General features: G+C 46.1%; 15 protein-coding genes. 10 read left to right on the top strand and 5 right to left on the bottom strand.

From position 1 onward, the window contains the following. Positions 1–235 precede the first annotated feature (235 nt). Entirely contained in the window at positions 236–2,005 is a 1,770-nt protein-coding gene (gene ggt / locus LPB400_RS01800) for a gamma-glutamyltransferase (protein ID WP_219089193.1), read from the top strand. 237 nt (positions 2,006–2,242) lie between these two features. Here the strand turns inward: ggt and lpxC are convergent, their stop codons facing one another. Then, on the bottom strand, positions 2,243–3,157 hold the full coding sequence (lpxC, locus tag LPB400_RS01805) for a UDP-3-O-acyl-N-acetylglucosamine deacetylase (RefSeq protein WP_107792294.1): 915 nt from the start codon (positions 3,155–3,157) through the stop codon (positions 2,243–2,245). 661 nt (positions 3,158–3,818) lie between these two features. Between lpxC and gap the strand changes: the two genes are divergently transcribed. Beyond that, positions 3,819–4,823 (top strand): type I glyceraldehyde-3-phosphate dehydrogenase, encoded by a 1,005-nt coding sequence (gap, locus tag LPB400_RS01810; RefSeq protein WP_107792293.1) that lies wholly within the window; start codon positions 3,819–3,821, stop codon positions 4,821–4,823. Between the two features lie 95 nt (positions 4,824–4,918). Here gap and tsaA read toward each other — a convergent pair whose 3' ends face one another. Beyond that, positions 4,919–5,593 carry a tRNA (N6-threonylcarbamoyladenosine(37)-N6)-methyltransferase TrmO gene (tsaA, locus tag LPB400_RS01815; RefSeq protein ID WP_107768594.1) on the bottom strand — a complete coding sequence of 225 codons (675 nt, stop codon included), beginning with the start codon at positions 5,591–5,593 and terminating at the stop codon, positions 4,919–4,921. Positions 5,594–5,763: 170 nt separating this feature from the next. Between tsaA and LPB400_RS01820 the strand changes: the two genes are divergently transcribed. From LPB400_RS01820 to LPB400_RS01840, 5 genes are all read left to right on the top strand, one after another. Beyond that, positions 5,764–6,399, top strand: coding sequence for a nicotinamidase (locus LPB400_RS01820; protein ID WP_107810643.1), 636 nt, complete (start codon positions 5,764–5,766; stop codon positions 6,397–6,399). Between the two features lie 47 nt (positions 6,400–6,446). Further along, positions 6,447–7,415, top strand: coding sequence for a lipopolysaccharide heptosyltransferase I (gene waaC, locus LPB400_RS01825; RefSeq protein ID WP_107810644.1), 969 nt, complete (start codon positions 6,447–6,449; stop codon positions 7,413–7,415). 184 nt (positions 7,416–7,599) lie between these two features. Continuing rightward, positions 7,600–8,349 carry an electron transfer flavoprotein subunit beta/FixA family protein gene (locus LPB400_RS01830; protein ID WP_003686610.1) on the top strand — a complete coding sequence of 250 codons (750 nt, stop codon included), beginning with the start codon at positions 7,600–7,602 and terminating at the stop codon, positions 8,347–8,349. Positions 8,350–8,359: 10 nt separating this feature from the next. After that, positions 8,360–9,292 (top strand): electron transfer flavoprotein subunit alpha/FixB family protein, encoded by a 933-nt coding sequence (locus LPB400_RS01835; protein ID WP_070461525.1) that lies wholly within the window; start codon positions 8,360–8,362, stop codon positions 9,290–9,292. A gap of 61 nt (positions 9,293–9,353) precedes the next feature. Next, a complete protein-coding gene (locus LPB400_RS01840) occupies positions 9,354–9,965 on the top strand; it encodes an IMPACT family protein (RefSeq protein ID WP_070461524.1) in 612 nt (203 codons plus the stop codon). Positions 9,966–10,019: 54 nt separating this feature from the next. Here the strand turns inward: LPB400_RS01840 and LPB400_RS01845 are convergent, their stop codons facing one another. After that, entirely contained in the window at positions 10,020–10,331 is a 312-nt protein-coding gene (locus LPB400_RS01845; RefSeq protein WP_003747758.1) for a DUF4298 domain-containing protein, read from the bottom strand. Positions 10,332–10,470: 139 nt separating this feature from the next. On the opposite strand from LPB400_RS01845, the gene purD reads away from it, so the two are divergent. Continuing rightward, a complete protein-coding gene (gene purD / locus LPB400_RS01850; RefSeq protein ID WP_070461523.1) occupies positions 10,471–11,742 on the top strand; it encodes a phosphoribosylamine--glycine ligase in 1,272 nt (423 codons plus the stop codon). Positions 11,743–11,814: 72 nt separating this feature from the next. Then, positions 11,815–12,384: an L-threonylcarbamoyladenylate synthase gene (locus LPB400_RS01855; protein ID WP_070461562.1), complete on the top strand. Its 570-nt coding sequence runs from the start codon at positions 11,815–11,817 to the stop codon at positions 12,382–12,384. A gap of 385 nt (positions 12,385–12,769) precedes the next feature. Here the strand turns inward: LPB400_RS01855 and LPB400_RS01860 are convergent, their stop codons facing one another. After that, positions 12,770–13,210 (bottom strand): surface-adhesin E family protein, encoded by a 441-nt coding sequence (locus LPB400_RS01860; RefSeq protein ID WP_107792289.1) that lies wholly within the window; start codon positions 13,208–13,210, stop codon positions 12,770–12,772. A 210-nt stretch (positions 13,211–13,420) separates the two neighbouring features. On the opposite strand from LPB400_RS01860, the gene purB reads away from it, so the two are divergent. Next, positions 13,421–14,791, top strand: a complete 1,371-nt coding sequence (purB, locus tag LPB400_RS01865) for an adenylosuccinate lyase (RefSeq protein ID WP_219089196.1) — start codon at positions 13,421–13,423, stop codon at positions 14,789–14,791. Positions 14,792–14,920: 129 nt separating this feature from the next. Here the strand turns inward: purB and msrAB are convergent, their stop codons facing one another. Beyond that, positions 14,921–16,489: a bifunctional peptide-methionine (S)-S-oxide reductase MsrA/peptide-methionine (R)-S-oxide reductase MsrB gene (gene msrAB, locus LPB400_RS01870; RefSeq protein WP_219089198.1), complete on the bottom strand. Its 1,569-nt coding sequence runs from the start codon at positions 16,487–16,489 to the stop codon at positions 14,921–14,923. Positions 16,490–16,500 lie beyond the last annotated feature (11 nt).

Here is a 16,500-nt window from a genome sequence, read left to right on the forward strand (position 1 = left end):
TGGGGATAAAGTATGGTCGGCCTTGTTTGCATATGTGGATAAAATTTTTCTGCCGCTTTATTCTGTGGATAATTTTTCGTCTGTGCACAATCTTAGCTTGTTTTATACTTCTCCAATCGGAACTGATTGAGTAGGGAAATAGTCAAATGGTTTTTTATTTCTGAATATTTTCATATTTCCTCTTGTTCAAGTTGGGAAAAGGCCGTCTGAAAATATTTAAATTTATGGATTGAATATGAAATTTTCCTTTAGTATTAAGTTGTTATCTATTTTGGTCTTGGCTGCTTGTGCGCAACAGCCGGTTCAAAAGCCTCAAGTTGCCCTGCCCTCCGTATCTGTGGATAACCATGCGCCGGAACAAGGAACGGGGCTGACCGAGCAGAAATTGATCCGCGCCAAGCATTATATGGCAGCGTCTGCCAATCCGTTGGCAACCGAGGCGGGATACGAGGTTTTGAAACGCGGCGGCAGCGCGATAGATGCGATGATCGCCATGCAGACGACCTTGGGCCTGACCGAGCCGCAGTCTTCCGGTTTGGGCGGCGGTGCGTTTCTGGTGTATTGGGACAATAAGGCGAAAAAGCTGACGACGTTTGATGCCCGCGAAACGGCGCCGAAAGCGGCAACGCCGGAACTTTTTTTGGATGAAAACGGTAAGCCGATGGGTTTTATGAATGCAGTGGTCGGCGGCCGTTCGGTCGGCGTGCCGGGGATTCCGAAGCTGCTGGAAGATGTCCACAAGCGTTACGGCAAATTGCCGTGGGCAAGCCTGTTTGACAAACCGATTGCTTTGGCGGAACAAGGCTTTACCGTTTCACCGCGAATGGCGAAATCCATTGAGCAGAATCTGGAGCCTTTGAAACGTTATCCGCAAACTGCTGCGTATTTCCTGCCCGACGGCAAGCCTTTGGTAGCGGGAACGGTGTTGAAAAACCCTGAATTTGCCCGCTCCGTGCGCCTGTTGGCGGAAAAAGGCAGCGCGCCGTTTTATCAGGGAATGCAGGCGCAGAATATTGTCCGTGCCGTTACCGGCGCTGTGGATAACCCCGGCAAAATCAGTATGGCGGATTTGAAAAACTACCGCGTTATCGAGCGCGAACCGGTTTGCGCGCCGTATCGTGAATACGAAGTCTGCGGCATGGGCGCGCCAAGTTCGGGCGCGATTGCTTTGGGCGAGATTTTGGGCGTCTTGCAAAATCAGGATATGAAGGCGTTGGGCGCGGAAAATATCCACAGTTGGCGCTGGATAGGCGATGCGTCGCGGATTGCTTTTGCCGACCGTGATTATTACGTCGGCGATCCCAAGTTCGTGAACGTCCCAACCCGCGCCCTGATTTCTCAGGCTTATTTGAAACCGCGCGCCGAAGAAATCCGCAAAGCTGACAAGGCATTGGAAAATATTCAGGCAGGCAAGTTCGGCAAGGCATACGCACAGGGGATGGCGGTCGAGCTGCCGTCCACCAGTCATTTGGTGGTTGTGGATAAAGACGGAAACGTCGTGTCGATGACGACTTCAATCGAAAACGCATTCGGTTCGGGACTAATGGCAAACGGCTATCTGCTCAACAATGAATTGACCGATTTTGCTTTCAACCCTGTCGGCGCGGACGATAAAACGGTGGCCAACAGCGTGGCAGGCGGCAAACGGCCGCGTTCTTCGATGGCGCCGACCATTGTGATGAAAGGCGGCAAGCCTTATCTGGCGGTCGGTTCGCCCGGCGGCAGCCGCATTATCGGTTTCGTCGCCAAAACGCTGGTGGCGCATATCGACTGGGGTATGGACATTCAGACGGCAATTTTACTGCCGAATATGCTCAATCGCGGCAGCCAGTATGAAATTGAGGATAAAACAGCGGCTGCGGATAAAGCGGCTGCGTTGGAAAAATTGGGCTACAAAGTCCAAATCCGCGATTTGAATTCCGGCGTACAAGGCATTGTGATCGGCAAAGACGGTTTGCTCGGTGGCGCCGACCCACGCCGTGAAGGCAAGGTCATGGGCGATTGATTTTGTCGGTTTGACATGTAAAGGCCGTCTGAAACCTAGTTGTTCAGACGGCCTTTTTAGTTTGGGAAAATATATGGATAAGATGTGTATAAGAATAATGTTAAATTTTAATATCTTTATTTTTCAATAAGATAAAATGGATGAATATGTGGATAATTACTTGTGGAAAAAGACATGATTGAGGCCGTCTGAAAGGTTCAGACGGCCTTTTCATTGGACTGCTTTATCTATTTTCTATCAGGCTGCCGGCAGCTCGTGAAAAGCGGTGGGCAAGTCTTCGTCATTGGCAAACTCAACCCATTCGTAAGCGCTTTCATCTGCCAAAACGGCACGCAACAGTGCATTATTGATGGCATGACCTGATTTGTAACCTTCAAACGCGCCGATAATCGGATGGCCAACAATGTACAAATCGCCAATCGCATCAAGGATTTTGTGGCGGACAAATTCATCGGGATAGCGCAAACCTTCCGGATTCAAAACATCCATATCGTCAATCACGATGGCATTGTTCAAATTGCCGCCCAGTCCGAGATTGTGGGCGCGCATCATTTCCACTTCGTGCATAAAGCCGAAGGTACGGGCGCGGGCAATCTCATTGATATAGGATTTTCCTGCAAAATCAATCTCGAAAGTAGGTGCGCTGCGGTTGAACACGGGGTGGTCAAATTCGATGGTTAAAGTAACTTTAAAGCCGTCATAAGGCGTAAAGCGCACCCATTTTCCGGTTTCTTTGATTTCAACAGGTTTAAGGATTTTTAAAAAACGTTTTTGGGCTTTTTGATCGACAACGCCTGCATCTTGTAAAAGGTAAATAAACGGCAGGCTGGAGCCGTCCATAATCGGAATTTCAGGCGCGTTCAATTCAATCAAGGCATTGTCGATGCCGTAGGCAGACAAAGCTGACATAATGTGTTCAATCGTACCGATGCGTACGCCTTTATCGGTAACGATGGTTGAAGAGAGGCGGGTATCGTTGATCAAATAAGGGTTCAATTTAATTATTTCGCCCATTTCCCCACTTAAATCGGTACGGCGGAACGAAATACCGCTGTTTTCTTCAGCAGGATGCAAAGTCAGAGCGACTCTTTCGCCCGAATGCAGGCCGACGCCGGTAACGCTTACTGATTTGGCTAAAGTTCGTTGCAGCATAATTGCTTCCTTTAAAAAAGTCTGATAGGCAAATGATACGTTAAAAAGGAAAAAACAAGCCATCATTTTTAATAGTATTTGCCAATATGGATGTTTTGCGAGAGAAACTTCTAGATTTAAATTATCCACAATAGCATGTGAAATTGAAGTGGGTAATTTGGTTTTTATCCACAGATAAATAGGGAAACTAAGATTTTATCCTCTTTTATTCCGGCATTCAGTTGGGGTTGGCCTCAAAGATAAAAAGTAACTATCAAATTGGTTTTAAAGAAAGTTATTCCGTTATCCACAGATGGTTTGGTTCTTCATCAAAATCATCATTTTAAAAATTAAAATATTATGATTTGAAAAAAACACTGAATTATCAACACAAAAATGGCAAAATACGGAGGAAATAGAACTAAGTTTATGATTTCCATAAACTTATGAAACTTTTAAGATTGGAAAATGGTTTTTATGAAATAAAATATCAAAATTCAGGACTGATTCGATTTACCTGATATTTTCCTAATATTTTCCTACAAATAAGAATTTCATGTTTTCTTTATTTAAATCAAATAACTTAAAAGTAATTATCTGTAATTCTAGAAAGTAATTTTATTTCAGGATACAATGGCCTTACTGAAAAATTTTTCCCATTCCATCTAATAGGAGTAGCAAAATGAGTATTAAAGTAGCGATTAATGGTTTTGGCCGCATCGGTCGTCTGGCATTGCGTCAAATTGAAAAAGCCCAAGGTATCGAAGTCGTTGCTGTTAACGACCTGACTCCTGCCGACATGCTGTTGCACCTCTTAAAATACGACAGTACCCAAGGCCGCTTTGAAGGCTCTGCCGAATTGAAAGACGACGCTATTGTTGTGAACGGTAAAGAAATCAAAGTATTTGCCAATCCTAATCCTGAAGAATTGCCTTGGGGCGAGCTGGGTGTGGACGTTGTCCTCGAATGTACCGGTTTCTTTACCAGCAAAACCAAAGCTGAAGCCCATATCCGTGCCGGTGCGCGCAAAGTTGTAATTTCTGCACCTGGCGGCAATGATGTGAAAACCGTTGTATACGGCGTAAACCAAGATATTTTGGACGGCAGCGAAACTGTTATTTCAGCCGCTTCTTGTACGACTAACTGTCTGGCCCCTATGGCTGCGGTATTGCAAAAAGAATTCGGTATTGTTGAAGGCCTGATGACCACCATCCACGCTTATACCGGCGACCAAAACACCCTTGACGCGCCACACCGTAAAGGCGACTTCCGCCGCGCCCGTGCCGCTGCATTGAATATCGTACCGAACAGCACCGGTGCCGCTAAAGCCATCGGCTTGGTTATCCCTGAATTGAATGGCAAACTTGATGGTTCTGCCCAACGTGTTCCTGTTGCTACCGGCTCTTTGACCGAATTGGTTTCTGTTCTCGAACGCCCTGTTACCAAAGAAGAAATCAATGCAGCTATGAAAGCTGCTGCCAACGATGCTTTAGGCTATACTGAAGATCAAATCGTTTCTTCCGACGTTATCGGTATTGAATACGGCTCGCTTTTCGATGCGACTCAAACCCGCGTGATGACAGTTGGTGATAAACAATTGGTGAAAACCGTTGCTTGGTACGACAATGAAATGTCTTACACTTGCCAATTGGTTCGCACCTTGGAATTTTTTGCCAGCAAAATCTAAAAAATAACGGGCTGAATCAATCAGTCTGTAGATAATTAAAAGGCCGTCTGAACATTTCAGACGGTCTTTTGTTTGTAGATAAATTCAATTTGCAATCAGACTGTGGATAGTTTAATCACTGTGGCACATTTGTTTTCTATCCTAAATTGTACTTCATAATCCGCAATATTCATCACATAAACCCGTTCGGGAATATCTTGATAGGCAGGGCGAGGATCTTGGGCGATGCTTTGCTCAATGAGCTGTTTTTCTTCTGTGGATAAATGTTCCGCAAGCGTACTTTCTGCCCAGACTACGTTCAATTCTTCAGGTTTGCCGCTGACAAAGCCTGATGATGCGTCAGGTTTGGATTCGACAAACGGGATGTAGGGTTTGATATCCACTACCGGAGTACCGTCCAACAGGTCTGCACCACTGCAATAGATGCGGATAGGTTTGCCTGTTTCGATGCGTTCGAGTTTCAGCAGGGATAAACCGAGATGATTGGGGCGATGCGGGCTGCGCGTGGCAAATACGCCCATTTTTTGTTTGCCTCCAAGCCGTGGCGGACGCACCATTTGCGCCCAACCTTCATCCAATACGCCGTGGAAAATAAAACTTATCCACACATAGTCGAAATCTTCCAAGCCCTGAACGCTGTCTGCGGTAAATTCAGGAGTGAGTTCAATGCAAATTTCTGCCGCAGGAACCAAACCGGGTTGGCGGGCAATGCCGAATTTTTGTTTGTAGGGGGAATGAACGGTTGCAATAGGCGTAATAGAATAGGACATAATTTATGGATAAATATTCTGTGCAAACTGTCATCATATCACAGATGTTTTCCCACATTTTGCGGTAGTAATTTGTTATAATACAAAGCATTTATTCCAAATGTCCGTACATGGGCAATAAATGCTCAATTTTAATAATATAAAATAAAATCAATAGGTTAAATTAATCCATGATTGTTTCTATCGATGTAGATGCACAAAAAACGTTTACGCCTTTGTGTCCGAAAGAATTGCCTGTTGCCGAAGGTCATCTGATTGCGGATGAACTCAATGCCCAAGCCGCATTGGCGGATTTACGCGTGATGACGAAAGATGCGCATCATGTCGCGGCAAAATGGCTTGTGGATAATCCTGTTGATATGTTAAAACCGACGGGTTTACCCGATGCGGATTTGACTTGGGTGTCACATGCGATGGTTGGAACATATGGCTATGAGTTGTTGGATGGCCTGCCTTCAGCCAAGGAATACGATTATTGCGTTTGGAAAGGCGTCGATCCTGAGTTACATCCTTACGGCGCATGTTTTCACGATATTGAAGAAAAGCTCAGTACAGGTTTGATCGAATGGTTGCGCTGTCAAAATGCAGATACAGTCATTGTCGGCGGTTTGGCAACGGATTATTGTGTGAAAACGACGGTTTTACAATTGCTTAAAGGCGGGGCTTGGAAAGTCATCGTCAATCAGGCGGCTTGCCGTGGCATTGCTCCGGAAACCATCGAAACGGCATGGCAGGAAATGCATTCTGCCGGGGCTATTATTTTAGAAAACGCCGAAGAAATAAGAAAATACATTAATAATCAATAAATTATATTTTTAAATTCTGTTGTTTCACGTGAAACATTTTCCAAAATATGAAGATTTTACTTGTCCGCTTGTCCAGTATGGGCGATTTAATTCATACGTTGCCCGCAGTTGAAGATTTGGCGCGACAATGTCCTGAGGTAGAGCTCCATTGGCTGTGTGAGGCAGGGTTTGCAGATATTGCCCGCTTACATCCTTTTGTCAAAAAGGTTCATGTAATGAAATGGCGGCAGTGGCGCAAACACCTTTTTCAGGCTGAAACGTGGCGTGAAATAGGCCGTCTGAAAACGGATTTACAGGCTGAATCTTTTGATTTTGTTTTAGATAGTCAAGGACTGATTAAAAGCGCATGCTTTGCCAAAATGGCGAAATCCCCTATTTACGGTTTAGATAAACACAGCACGCGTGAAAGTTTGGCTGCCTTTGCATACAGTAAAACATTTGCCGTGCCGAAAGGCAAAAATGCGGTCTGGCGAAACCGTGAATTATTCGCCCAAGTATTTGGTTATACAATGCCTGAAACGCAGGTATTTGGTTTGTCGGTTCCTGAATCAGGCCGTCTGAAAAATTTGCAATCCCCTTATTACGTTGCTTTGCATGCAACCAGTCGAGACAGTAAATTATGGCCGGTAGAACACTGGCGTGCATTATTGAAAAAGTTGAATGAAGAACAACAATGCAATGTATATTTGCCGTGGGGAAATGAAACCGAAAAAATGCGTGCCGAACAGATTGCAAGCGATTTACCGTCTGCTTCGGTTTGCGACAAAATGAATTTATTACAGGCTGCATTTTTATTGAAAAACGCAGAGGGTATTATTGGCGTAGATACCGGACTACTGCATCTTGCCAATGCACTGGAAAAGCCTGTTGTAGGAATTTATACAGATACAGATCCGGCCAAGACCGGCGTTCAAGTTTCGGCTTATGCAAAAAATTTAGGCGGTATTGCTCAAATTCCCAATGTTGACGAGGTTTATCAAACCTTGATGGATTGTGTTGCAGCATATGGTAAATAATTGCAGGGGAGTTGGATTTATTTTCTGAGTAAATGCTTTAGAAATGATATAATTCCGCTCTATTTACCAAGATTTATACAAATTTGGTTTTATCATGTTGGTGAAAACCGAATTGGATTTTATATAAAGAATGTATCAAAAGCAGTATGCTAGATTTGATGGACATTCTTTTTAGGAGAATTGAATGAAAGCACTGGTCGCAGTAAAGCGCGTAGTGGACTATAACGTCAAAGTTCGTGTGAAAGCCGATGGTTCCGATGTGGATATCGGTAATGTCAAAATGTCGATGAACCCGTTTGATGAAATCGCGGTAGAAGAAGCTGTCCGTTTGAAAGAAGCCGGAAAAGTAAGCGAGATTGTTGCTGTTTCTCTTGGCGAGAAAAAATGCGAAGAGACGTTGCGTACTGCTTTGGCGATGGGTGCCGACCGTGCGGTTCATGTTGAGACTGATGCGAAGTTGGAGCCTTTGGCCGTTGCAAAATTGCTGAAAGCTGTTGCGGATAAAGAAAATCCGCAAATTTTATTGCTGGGCAAACAGGCAATTGACGATGACGCCAACCAAGTTGCCCAAATGCTGGCTGCGTTGTTGAATGCGGCTCAAGGTACTTTTGCATCAAAAGTGCAAATTGAAGGCGAAGAAGCATTGGTAACCCGTGAAATTGACGGCGGCGAAGAGACTGTTGCATTGAAGCTGCCTGCGGTCATTAGTGCAGATTTGCGTTTGAACGAACCACGCTTTGTCAAACTTCCTAATATCATGGCGGCAAAGAAAAAACCTTTGGAAAAATTAAGTCCTGCCGATTTGGCTGTGGATATTTCTCCGCGTTTGAATACCGTGAAATTTGCCGAACCTAAAGCACGTCAAGCTGGTGTGAAAGTGGCTGATGTTGCCGAGTTGGTTGAAAAGCTGAAAAACGAAGCCAAAGTGATCTAAGGAGTATGAAATGAGCGTATTGATTATTGCAGAACATAATAACCAACATTTGAATCCTGCCACTTTGCATGCGGTAACGGCTGCCGCCAAATTGGGTAATGTAGATTTATTGGTTGCCGGCAGCAATGCTGCTGCGGTGGTTGAAGAGGCAAAACAGGTTGCAGGCGTGGCGAAAGTTTTGGTAGCCGATGCGCCCTATTACGCTGAAGGCTTGGCAGAAGAATTATCGCCTTTGGTTGTTAAATTGGCTGCGGATTACCGCTATGTGGCTGCGACTGCAACTGCGTTTGGTAAAAATCTTCTGCCCCGGGTCGCTGCCCTGTTGGATGTGCCACAAGTTTCGGACTTAACTGAAGTTGTGGATAACTCGACATTTGTCCGTCCGATTTATGCCGGTAATGCATTTGAAACCGTTCAATCCAATTCTGAAAAACTGGTGCTGACTTTCCGTGCAACCGCATTTGATGCTGCCGGACAAGGCGGTAATGCAGAAGTGGTCAATGTTGAGGCAACGCCTGCTCAAAACCTGAGCCGTTTCGTAAACCGTCAACTTTCCCAGTCTGACCGCCCTGAATTGACTCAGGCAAAAGTGATTGTTTCCGGTGGCCGTGCGTTGGGCAGCGCTGAAAAATTCAATGAAGTATTGACTCCTTTGGCTGATGTTTTGGGTGCGGCGATTGGTGCATCCCGTGCAGCAGTGGATGCCGAGTATGCGCCAAACGATGCCCAAGTCGGACAAACCGGTAAAGTGGTTGCGCCGCAACTGTACTTTGCTATCGGTATTTCCGGTGCTATCCAACACGTTGCCGGTATGCAGGACAGTAAAGTAATTGTTGCCATCAACAAAGATGCTGACGCTCCGATTTTCAATGTGGCAGATTACGGCTTGGTTGGTGATTTGTTTGAAGTTGTGCCTCAACTAACTGAAGCACTGAAAAACTAATGTTTCACGTGAAACGTTCAGACGGCCTTTTACAACAAAGGCCGTCTGAAAATATTTTGGCATGATTACGACCTATAAAACCATTACCACACCGACACAGGCTGAATTTAAAGATAAAGGCAGCCGCTTCATTGCATACGCCTATCCGATTCGCACTTTGGCCGATGTGAAGAAGTATTTAGACCCATTAAAGGAAGAACATCACAAGGCACGACATTGGTGCTATGCCTATCGATTGGGTGTGGATGGAATGCAGTTTCGCGCAAACGATGATGGAGAACCGTCCGGAAGCGCAGGCCGCCCTATTCTGGGACAGATTGATTCTGTCGGCGTAACGGATGTGTTGGTTGTGGTTGTGCGTTATTTTGGCGGTACGCTATTGGGCGTTCCCGGTTTGATTCATGCTTATAAGGAATCAACGACTCAGGCATTGGCGATAGCTGAAGTTGTTGAAAAGAATGTCGAAAAGACAGTTTGGTTGAAATGTGAATATCCTGTTTTGAATGAGGCTATACGGATTGCCAAACAATATCAGGTCGATATTGTGGAACAGGATTTGCAGCTGGATTGTAAGTTGACAGTGAAAATAGCGTTGGCCGATTATGAAGCTTGTATTGCTGCTTGGAAAAATACGCGCCAAATTGAAATAGATACTGAAAAGCCGTTTGAATAAAAGGTCGTCTGAACATATTTGAGAAATCAAAAGTTTCAGACGGCCTTTGAAGTTTTAGCCTTGGTATCTGTCTAAAGCATTTACACTTGAGCGCAGGTGTTCCCAAGCCAGTTGATGAAATTCCCCTAGTGCGTTCCATAGGGCATCTTCGCTCATAATGCTGTATTCGCCCTGTGTTCGCAAATCAACATCTGCCCCTTCTTCAATGGCTTGATGGCATGCTTGGTATTCGTTGGTATAGAAGTCATCCATGTCTTGCATGAGGCTTGCAGCATGTTTCCAACGGGCGATATCTGCTTCCAGTTGCGGCAGTAATTCGCACCATTCGCGGTATTTGCTTTGAATTTCGTCAATACGTTTTTGCATGATTTTCCTTTCGTTGTTTGAAATTAGAGTATGGTTGTCTTGGTGCAATATTATTCTTAATTTGAAACAGCTATGCAAGATGGAACAATATTCCATCGATTGAATTTTATTTACAACATCTATTCTTCAAGGAGATGGTATGAAATTGCTCGTTATTGGTAATGGTGGACGTGAACACGCACTGGCTTGGAAATTGGCGCAGTCGGCTAAAGTAGAAATTGTCTTTGTTGCACCTGGTAATGCCGGAACGGCAATTGAGCCTAAACTGCAGAATGTGGCGTTGACGGCACATCAAGATTTGATTGATTTTTGCCGTAATGAAAATATTGCCTTTACCGTAGTCGGCCCTGAAGCGCCTTTGGCTGCGGGTGTGGTGAATGACTTCCGTGCTGCCGGATTGAAGATTTTTGGCCCGACTCAATACGCGGCCCAGCTGGAGAGCTCAAAGGATTTTGCTAAAGCGTTTATGGCAAAATATAACATTCCAACCGCGCAATACCAAACCTTTGAAAATGCCGATGCGGCACATGATTACGTCAATCAAAAAGGTGCGCCAATTGTTATTAAGGCGGATGGTTTGGCTGCCGGTAAAGGCGTGATTGTCGCCATGACTTTGGATGAAGCCCATGCCGCTATTGACGATATGTTGTTGGGCAACAAAATGGGCAATGCAGGCGCGCGTGTCGTGATTGAAGATTTCCTGCAAGGCGAGGAAGCAAGCTTTATCGTTATGGTGGACGGCAATCATGTTTTGCCGATGGCAACCAGTCAAGACCATAAACGCCTGTTGGATGACGACAAAGGCCCTAATACCGGCGGTATGGGCGCATACAGCCCTGCTCCGGTGGTAACGCCTGATGTGTACGAGCGCGCGATGAATGAAATTATTTTGCCGACCGTGGCAGGTATGAAAGCAGAAGGTCATGAGTTTACCGGCTTTTTATACGCGGGCTTGATGATTGATAAAACCGGTGCGCCTTATACCATTGAATTCAACTGCCGTTTCGGCGACCCTGAAACCCAGCCGATTATGAGCCGTTTGGATAGCGATTTGGTGGACTTGGTTGAAGCGGCAATCGACGGCAAACTGGATAGTGTTGCTGCCAAATGGAATCCGCAAACTGCAGTAGGCGTGGTGTTGGCCGCACAAAATTATCCTGACTCCCCGAAAAAAGGCGATGTGATCTTCGGCTTGGATAAGGCCAATCAAATCGGTAAAGTTTTCCATGCCGGTACTGCAACGAATGAAAAAGGAGAAGTTGTAACCAACGGCGGCCGTGTATTGTGTGTAGTCGGTTTGGGCGATGATGTTGCCCAAGCTAAAAGCAAGGCTTATGAGGCATTGGAAACAATCCGTTTTGACGGTATGCAATACCGTAAAGACATTGCCGATAAAGCCATCAACCGTTAATAATGAATAGAAATAGGCCGTCTGAACACAGATTGTCCGACAATCTCAGTTTCAGACGGCCTTGGTATGATGATGATGTTTCCCAGAATTTTATCGGCTGCAGCCCAATGCAGGCTGCAGGCGCATCTTAAAAAAGGCGGTTTGGTCGCCTATCCTACCGAGTCTTGCTATGGCTTGGGCTGTGTCCCTACTTTGCCTAAAGCACTCAATCAACTGATTCATCTGAAAAAACGACCGCAACACAAAGGCATGATTGTCATTGGCCATAGCTTGGAACAGTTGCAACCTTTGCTGCAAAGGCCGTCTGAAAATATCCAAACTATGCTGCATGAAGCATGGCCTGCTCCGAAAACTTTTTTATTGCCGGTCGGCAAAAAAGTATTGCCATCATTGCGTGGAAAAGGACGCAGTAAATTGGCTGTCAGAGTTCCTGCGCATGTAGGTGCAAGGCGTTTGTGTCAGGTTTTGGAAATGCCTTTAGTCTCTACTTCATGCAATCGTGCAGGAAAACGGGCATGCAAAACGGAAAGGGAAGTCAGAAGACAGTTTGGCAGGAAAGTCTGGGTTGTAGGCGGATTGATAGGTAAGCAGAAAACGCCTAGCCAGATTATTGACGGAGAAACAGGAGCAAGGCTGCGTTAAAGAAGGGCTGTATCATCAAAGGAAAGGTATTTATTTGGAGAAGCAAATTTTTTCCAAAAGATTGGAATACCTTTGTGAAAAGGATTTAGCGCAGATCCAGTTTGATGCATAGCAGTCTGTAAATACAGATCGATTGAGCAGATAGTAAGTCAGTAAATAGAGTAGAAAGCAGTATTTTGTGAAATGCTCTTACAAAGAATGAAGCAAATTTTGAGCGTAGATGAATCGCTGTAATAAATTATTTTTGAATAAACAAATTTTGTGGATAAATTTGAAGATAAATTTCCATCAAAACATAAAAAGGCCGTCTGAAACTTGATATTCAAAGCATTCAGACGGCCTTTTAAATATTTAAACTGTGGATAACTTTGTGAATAAGTGTGGATTAAAGCTTATGTCCGCACACAGTTTCGTATTGTTTTTCAGTAATCGTGCCACTCATGACACTCATTGGACGGATGCTGGTCGGCGTATAGCTTTGGTTGGAAATGACCTGGCCGTATTCGTCCATCAATTGCAGTGCTGCCAGACGATAGGTTTTGTTTGAGCAATGAATTTCCCAGCTGCCGATGGCCGTTTTATAGGCCGGCGTATTGACGAAACGTTCCTCTTTCAGTTTGGAAACGGTTTTTTTATCGCGGAAAGTAACCAGTGCGCCATTTCTTTTAATGCTACTTCTATCAATGGCCACTTTGATATTGCCTTCAGAGATGGTGCCGATATTGGTCCAGCTGCCGCCGCCGCTCGATGTGGTTGTTGTTTCACAGGCACTCAACATCAAAGCCGCAAATACGGTTGCAGCTAGGGAAAAACGGTTGATATTCATAAAACCTCATTATTTACAGAAAGTCAGCCGATATTATCCGTGAAGATGGCATATATCGTAAATCGATTTTGCAAAGTTGAACCTCTGAAAAGAATTTTATGAAAAATACGCCTAAAAGGCCGTCTGAAATCTGTCTTTCAGACGGCCTTGAAGTGTAAAATCATGTATAATTGCAAACAATTTGGTTTTCATCCCATAGGAAGATCCGACATGATTAACCCTATCGCTGCACTTTCCCCATTAGATGGCCGCTACGCCAAATCCGTTGAAGCATTGCGTCCGATTTTCTCCGAATACGGCCTGATGCGTGCGCGTGTCAAAGTTGAATTAAACTGGCTCAAAGCCCTTGCCGCCGAGCCTAAGATTGTAGAAGTTCCTGCTTTCAGCGATTTTACGCTTGCTGAAATCGACAAAGTGATCGAAAACTTCTCGCTTGAAGATGCCGCCGCCGTCAAAGCCATTGAGGCGACCACCAATCACGACGTCAAAGCCATTGAATATTGGCTTAAAGAACGCTTCTCCGGCGTGCCTGAAGTGGCTGCTGCCAGCGAATTCATCCACTTTGCCTGCACCAGCGAAGACATCAACAACCTGTCCCACGCTTTAATGCTTCAAGAAGCGCGCGAGGCTGTTTTTCTGCCGAAACTGGCCGAAATCATCGAAAAACTGACTAGCATGGCGCATGAGTTGGCTGCTGTCCCTATGATGAGCCGCACGCATGGCCAGCCTGCTACACCAAGCACACTGGGTAAAGAAATCGCCAATGTTGTGTACCGCCTGCAACGTCAGTTTAAAAACCTGCAAGCGCAAGAGTTCCTCGGCAAGATCAATGGTGCAGTCGGCAACTACAATGCCCATATGGTCGCTTATCCCGATGTGGATTGGGAAACCCATTGCCGCAACTTCGTTGAAATCAGCCTCGGCCTGACCTTCAACCCCTACACCATTCAAATCGAGCCGCACGACTATATGGCGGAATTCTTCCAAGCCATCAGTCGTGTCAACACGATTCTGATCGACTTCAACCGCGATGTTTGGGGCTACATTTCTTTGGGTTACTTCAAACAAAAAGTCAAAGCAGGCGAAGTCGGTTCTTCCACTATGCCGCATAAAGTTAATCCGATCGACTTTGAAAATTCCGAAGGCAACCTCGGTATGGGCAATGCCGTATTGGGCTTTTTGTCCGAAAAACTGCCGATTTCCCGTTGGCAGCGCGACCTGACCGACAGCACCGTATTGCGCAATATGGGCGTAGGCGTGGGCTATACCGTATTGGGCTTTGCCGCCCATCTGCGCGGTCTGAACAAGCTTGAACCGAATCCTGCTGCCCTTGCTGCCGATTTGGACGCTACTTGGGAGCTGCTGGCCGAGCCGATTCAAACTGTAATGCGTCGTTACGGCGTGGCCAATCCTTACGAGAAGCTGAAAGACCTGACGCGCGGTAAAGACGGCATTACGCCTGAAGTGTTGAAACTCTTTATCGAATCGTTGGAAATTCCGGTAGAAGCCAAAGCCAAATTGCTTGAGCTGACCCCTGCGTTGTATGTGGGCAAAGCCGAAGAGTTGGCAAAACGAATTTAAAAGGTTTTTGCAGGGCGCACTTTCTTAGTTATTGAGATTTCTTGATAGATAAGAAACCACCCTCTACATCCGACAAATTAAAGAGGCCGTCTGAAATCTTTTTCAGACGGCCTTTTTCGATTCAATCCGTTATTTCACTTTGTCTTTCAATGCGCCGTAGCCGGCTGCGTCCATTTGTTCCAGCGGGATGAATTTCAAACTTGCGCCGTTGATGCAATAGCGCAGGCCGCCTTTGTCTTTTGGCCCGTCGGCGAAGACGTGTCCCAAGTGCGAGTCGGCGGCATGGCTGCGCACTTCGGTGCGGCGCATGTTGTAGCTGAAATCGTCGTGTTCGGTAATGGCGGCGGCGTTAATCGGGTGGGTGAAGCTCGGCCAGCCGCAGCCGGAATCGAATTTGTCGGCAGAGCTGAACAGGGGTTCGCCGCTGACGATGTCCACATAAATACCGGGTTTGAACAAGTGGTCGTATTCGTGGCTGAAGGCGTATTCGGTCGCGCTGTTTTGGGTAACTTGATATTGCTCTTCAGTCAGGAGGCGTTTGAGTTCGGCAGCGCTGGGTTTTTTATACGTTGCCGCGTCAAAGCCTTTGCCTTGCGGGGCAGCTTTGGTTTTGTTCGGCAGCGGTTCGTCGGCTTTGCGGATGTCGATGTGGCAGTAGCCGTTGGGGTTTTTAATCAGGTAGTCCTGATGGTATTCCTCGGCGTTGTAGAAGTTTTGCAGCGGCTCGTTTTCGACGACGAGGGGCTGTTGGTATTTTTGCTGCTCACGTTTGAGGGCGGCGGCAATGACGGCTTTTTCGGCAGGGTCGGTGTAGTACACGCCGCTGCGGTATTGCGTGCCGGTGTCGTTGCCTTGTTTGTTGAGGCTGGTCGGGTCAACAACGCGGAAGAAATATTGCAGGATGTCGTCTAGGCTGAGTTTGTCGGCATCGTAGGTAACTTTGACGGTTTCGGCATGGCCTGTATCGCGGTAGGAAACGTCTTCGTAGCTTGGGTTTTCCGTTTTGCCGTTGGCGTAGCCGGATACTGCGTCAACCACGCCGTCTATGCGTTGGAAATAGGCTTCCAAGCCCCAGAAGCAGCCGCCGGCGAGGTAGATGGTGCGCGTATTCATGATTGCTGAATCCTTTTTCTGTGTGTCGGGTTTGTAGAACGAGTTTTTCAGACGGCCTATATCGGCATTGGGATCGCGGATTAAAGCCAATGCCTGCGCTTCATTAATGCTGCCTTTGACGATGCGCTGCACGTCGCCGTCTTTGCCGATTAATGCCCACGAAGGGTAAACGCCGATATTCAGGCTTTGGGCGATGGTGCCGCCGTTGTCGGTAACGACGGGCAGCTTAGGATAGTTCAGACCGGCATACCATTTTTGAAAGTCGCCGTCTTTTTTCTCGTGCAAAAAGCCCGGAGAGGCGACGGTAATCAGGTTGGCAGAACCGAATTTTGCATCTTGCGCCCATTTTTCGGTTTGTCCCAATTCGGACAAACACAAAGGGCACCAACTTGCCCAAAATTTAATCAGGGTGGGTTTGTCTTTTTTCAGAAAAACACTGGCAGGGCGGTTGTCAGGGGTTTTCAACGAGGACAATGCCTGCGGTATGGTTGCGGCTTCGGTATCCATCATTTTGGATGAGCAGGCGCCAAGCGCAAGCAGGCAGCCGAACTTGGTGCAAAGTGAAAATAATGTGCGGGGATTCATTGCTATGTTTC

This window comes from Neisseria perflava (assembly GCF_019334725.1).
Taxonomy (GTDB): Bacteria; Pseudomonadota; Gammaproteobacteria; order Burkholderiales; family Neisseriaceae; genus Neisseria; species Neisseria subflava_A.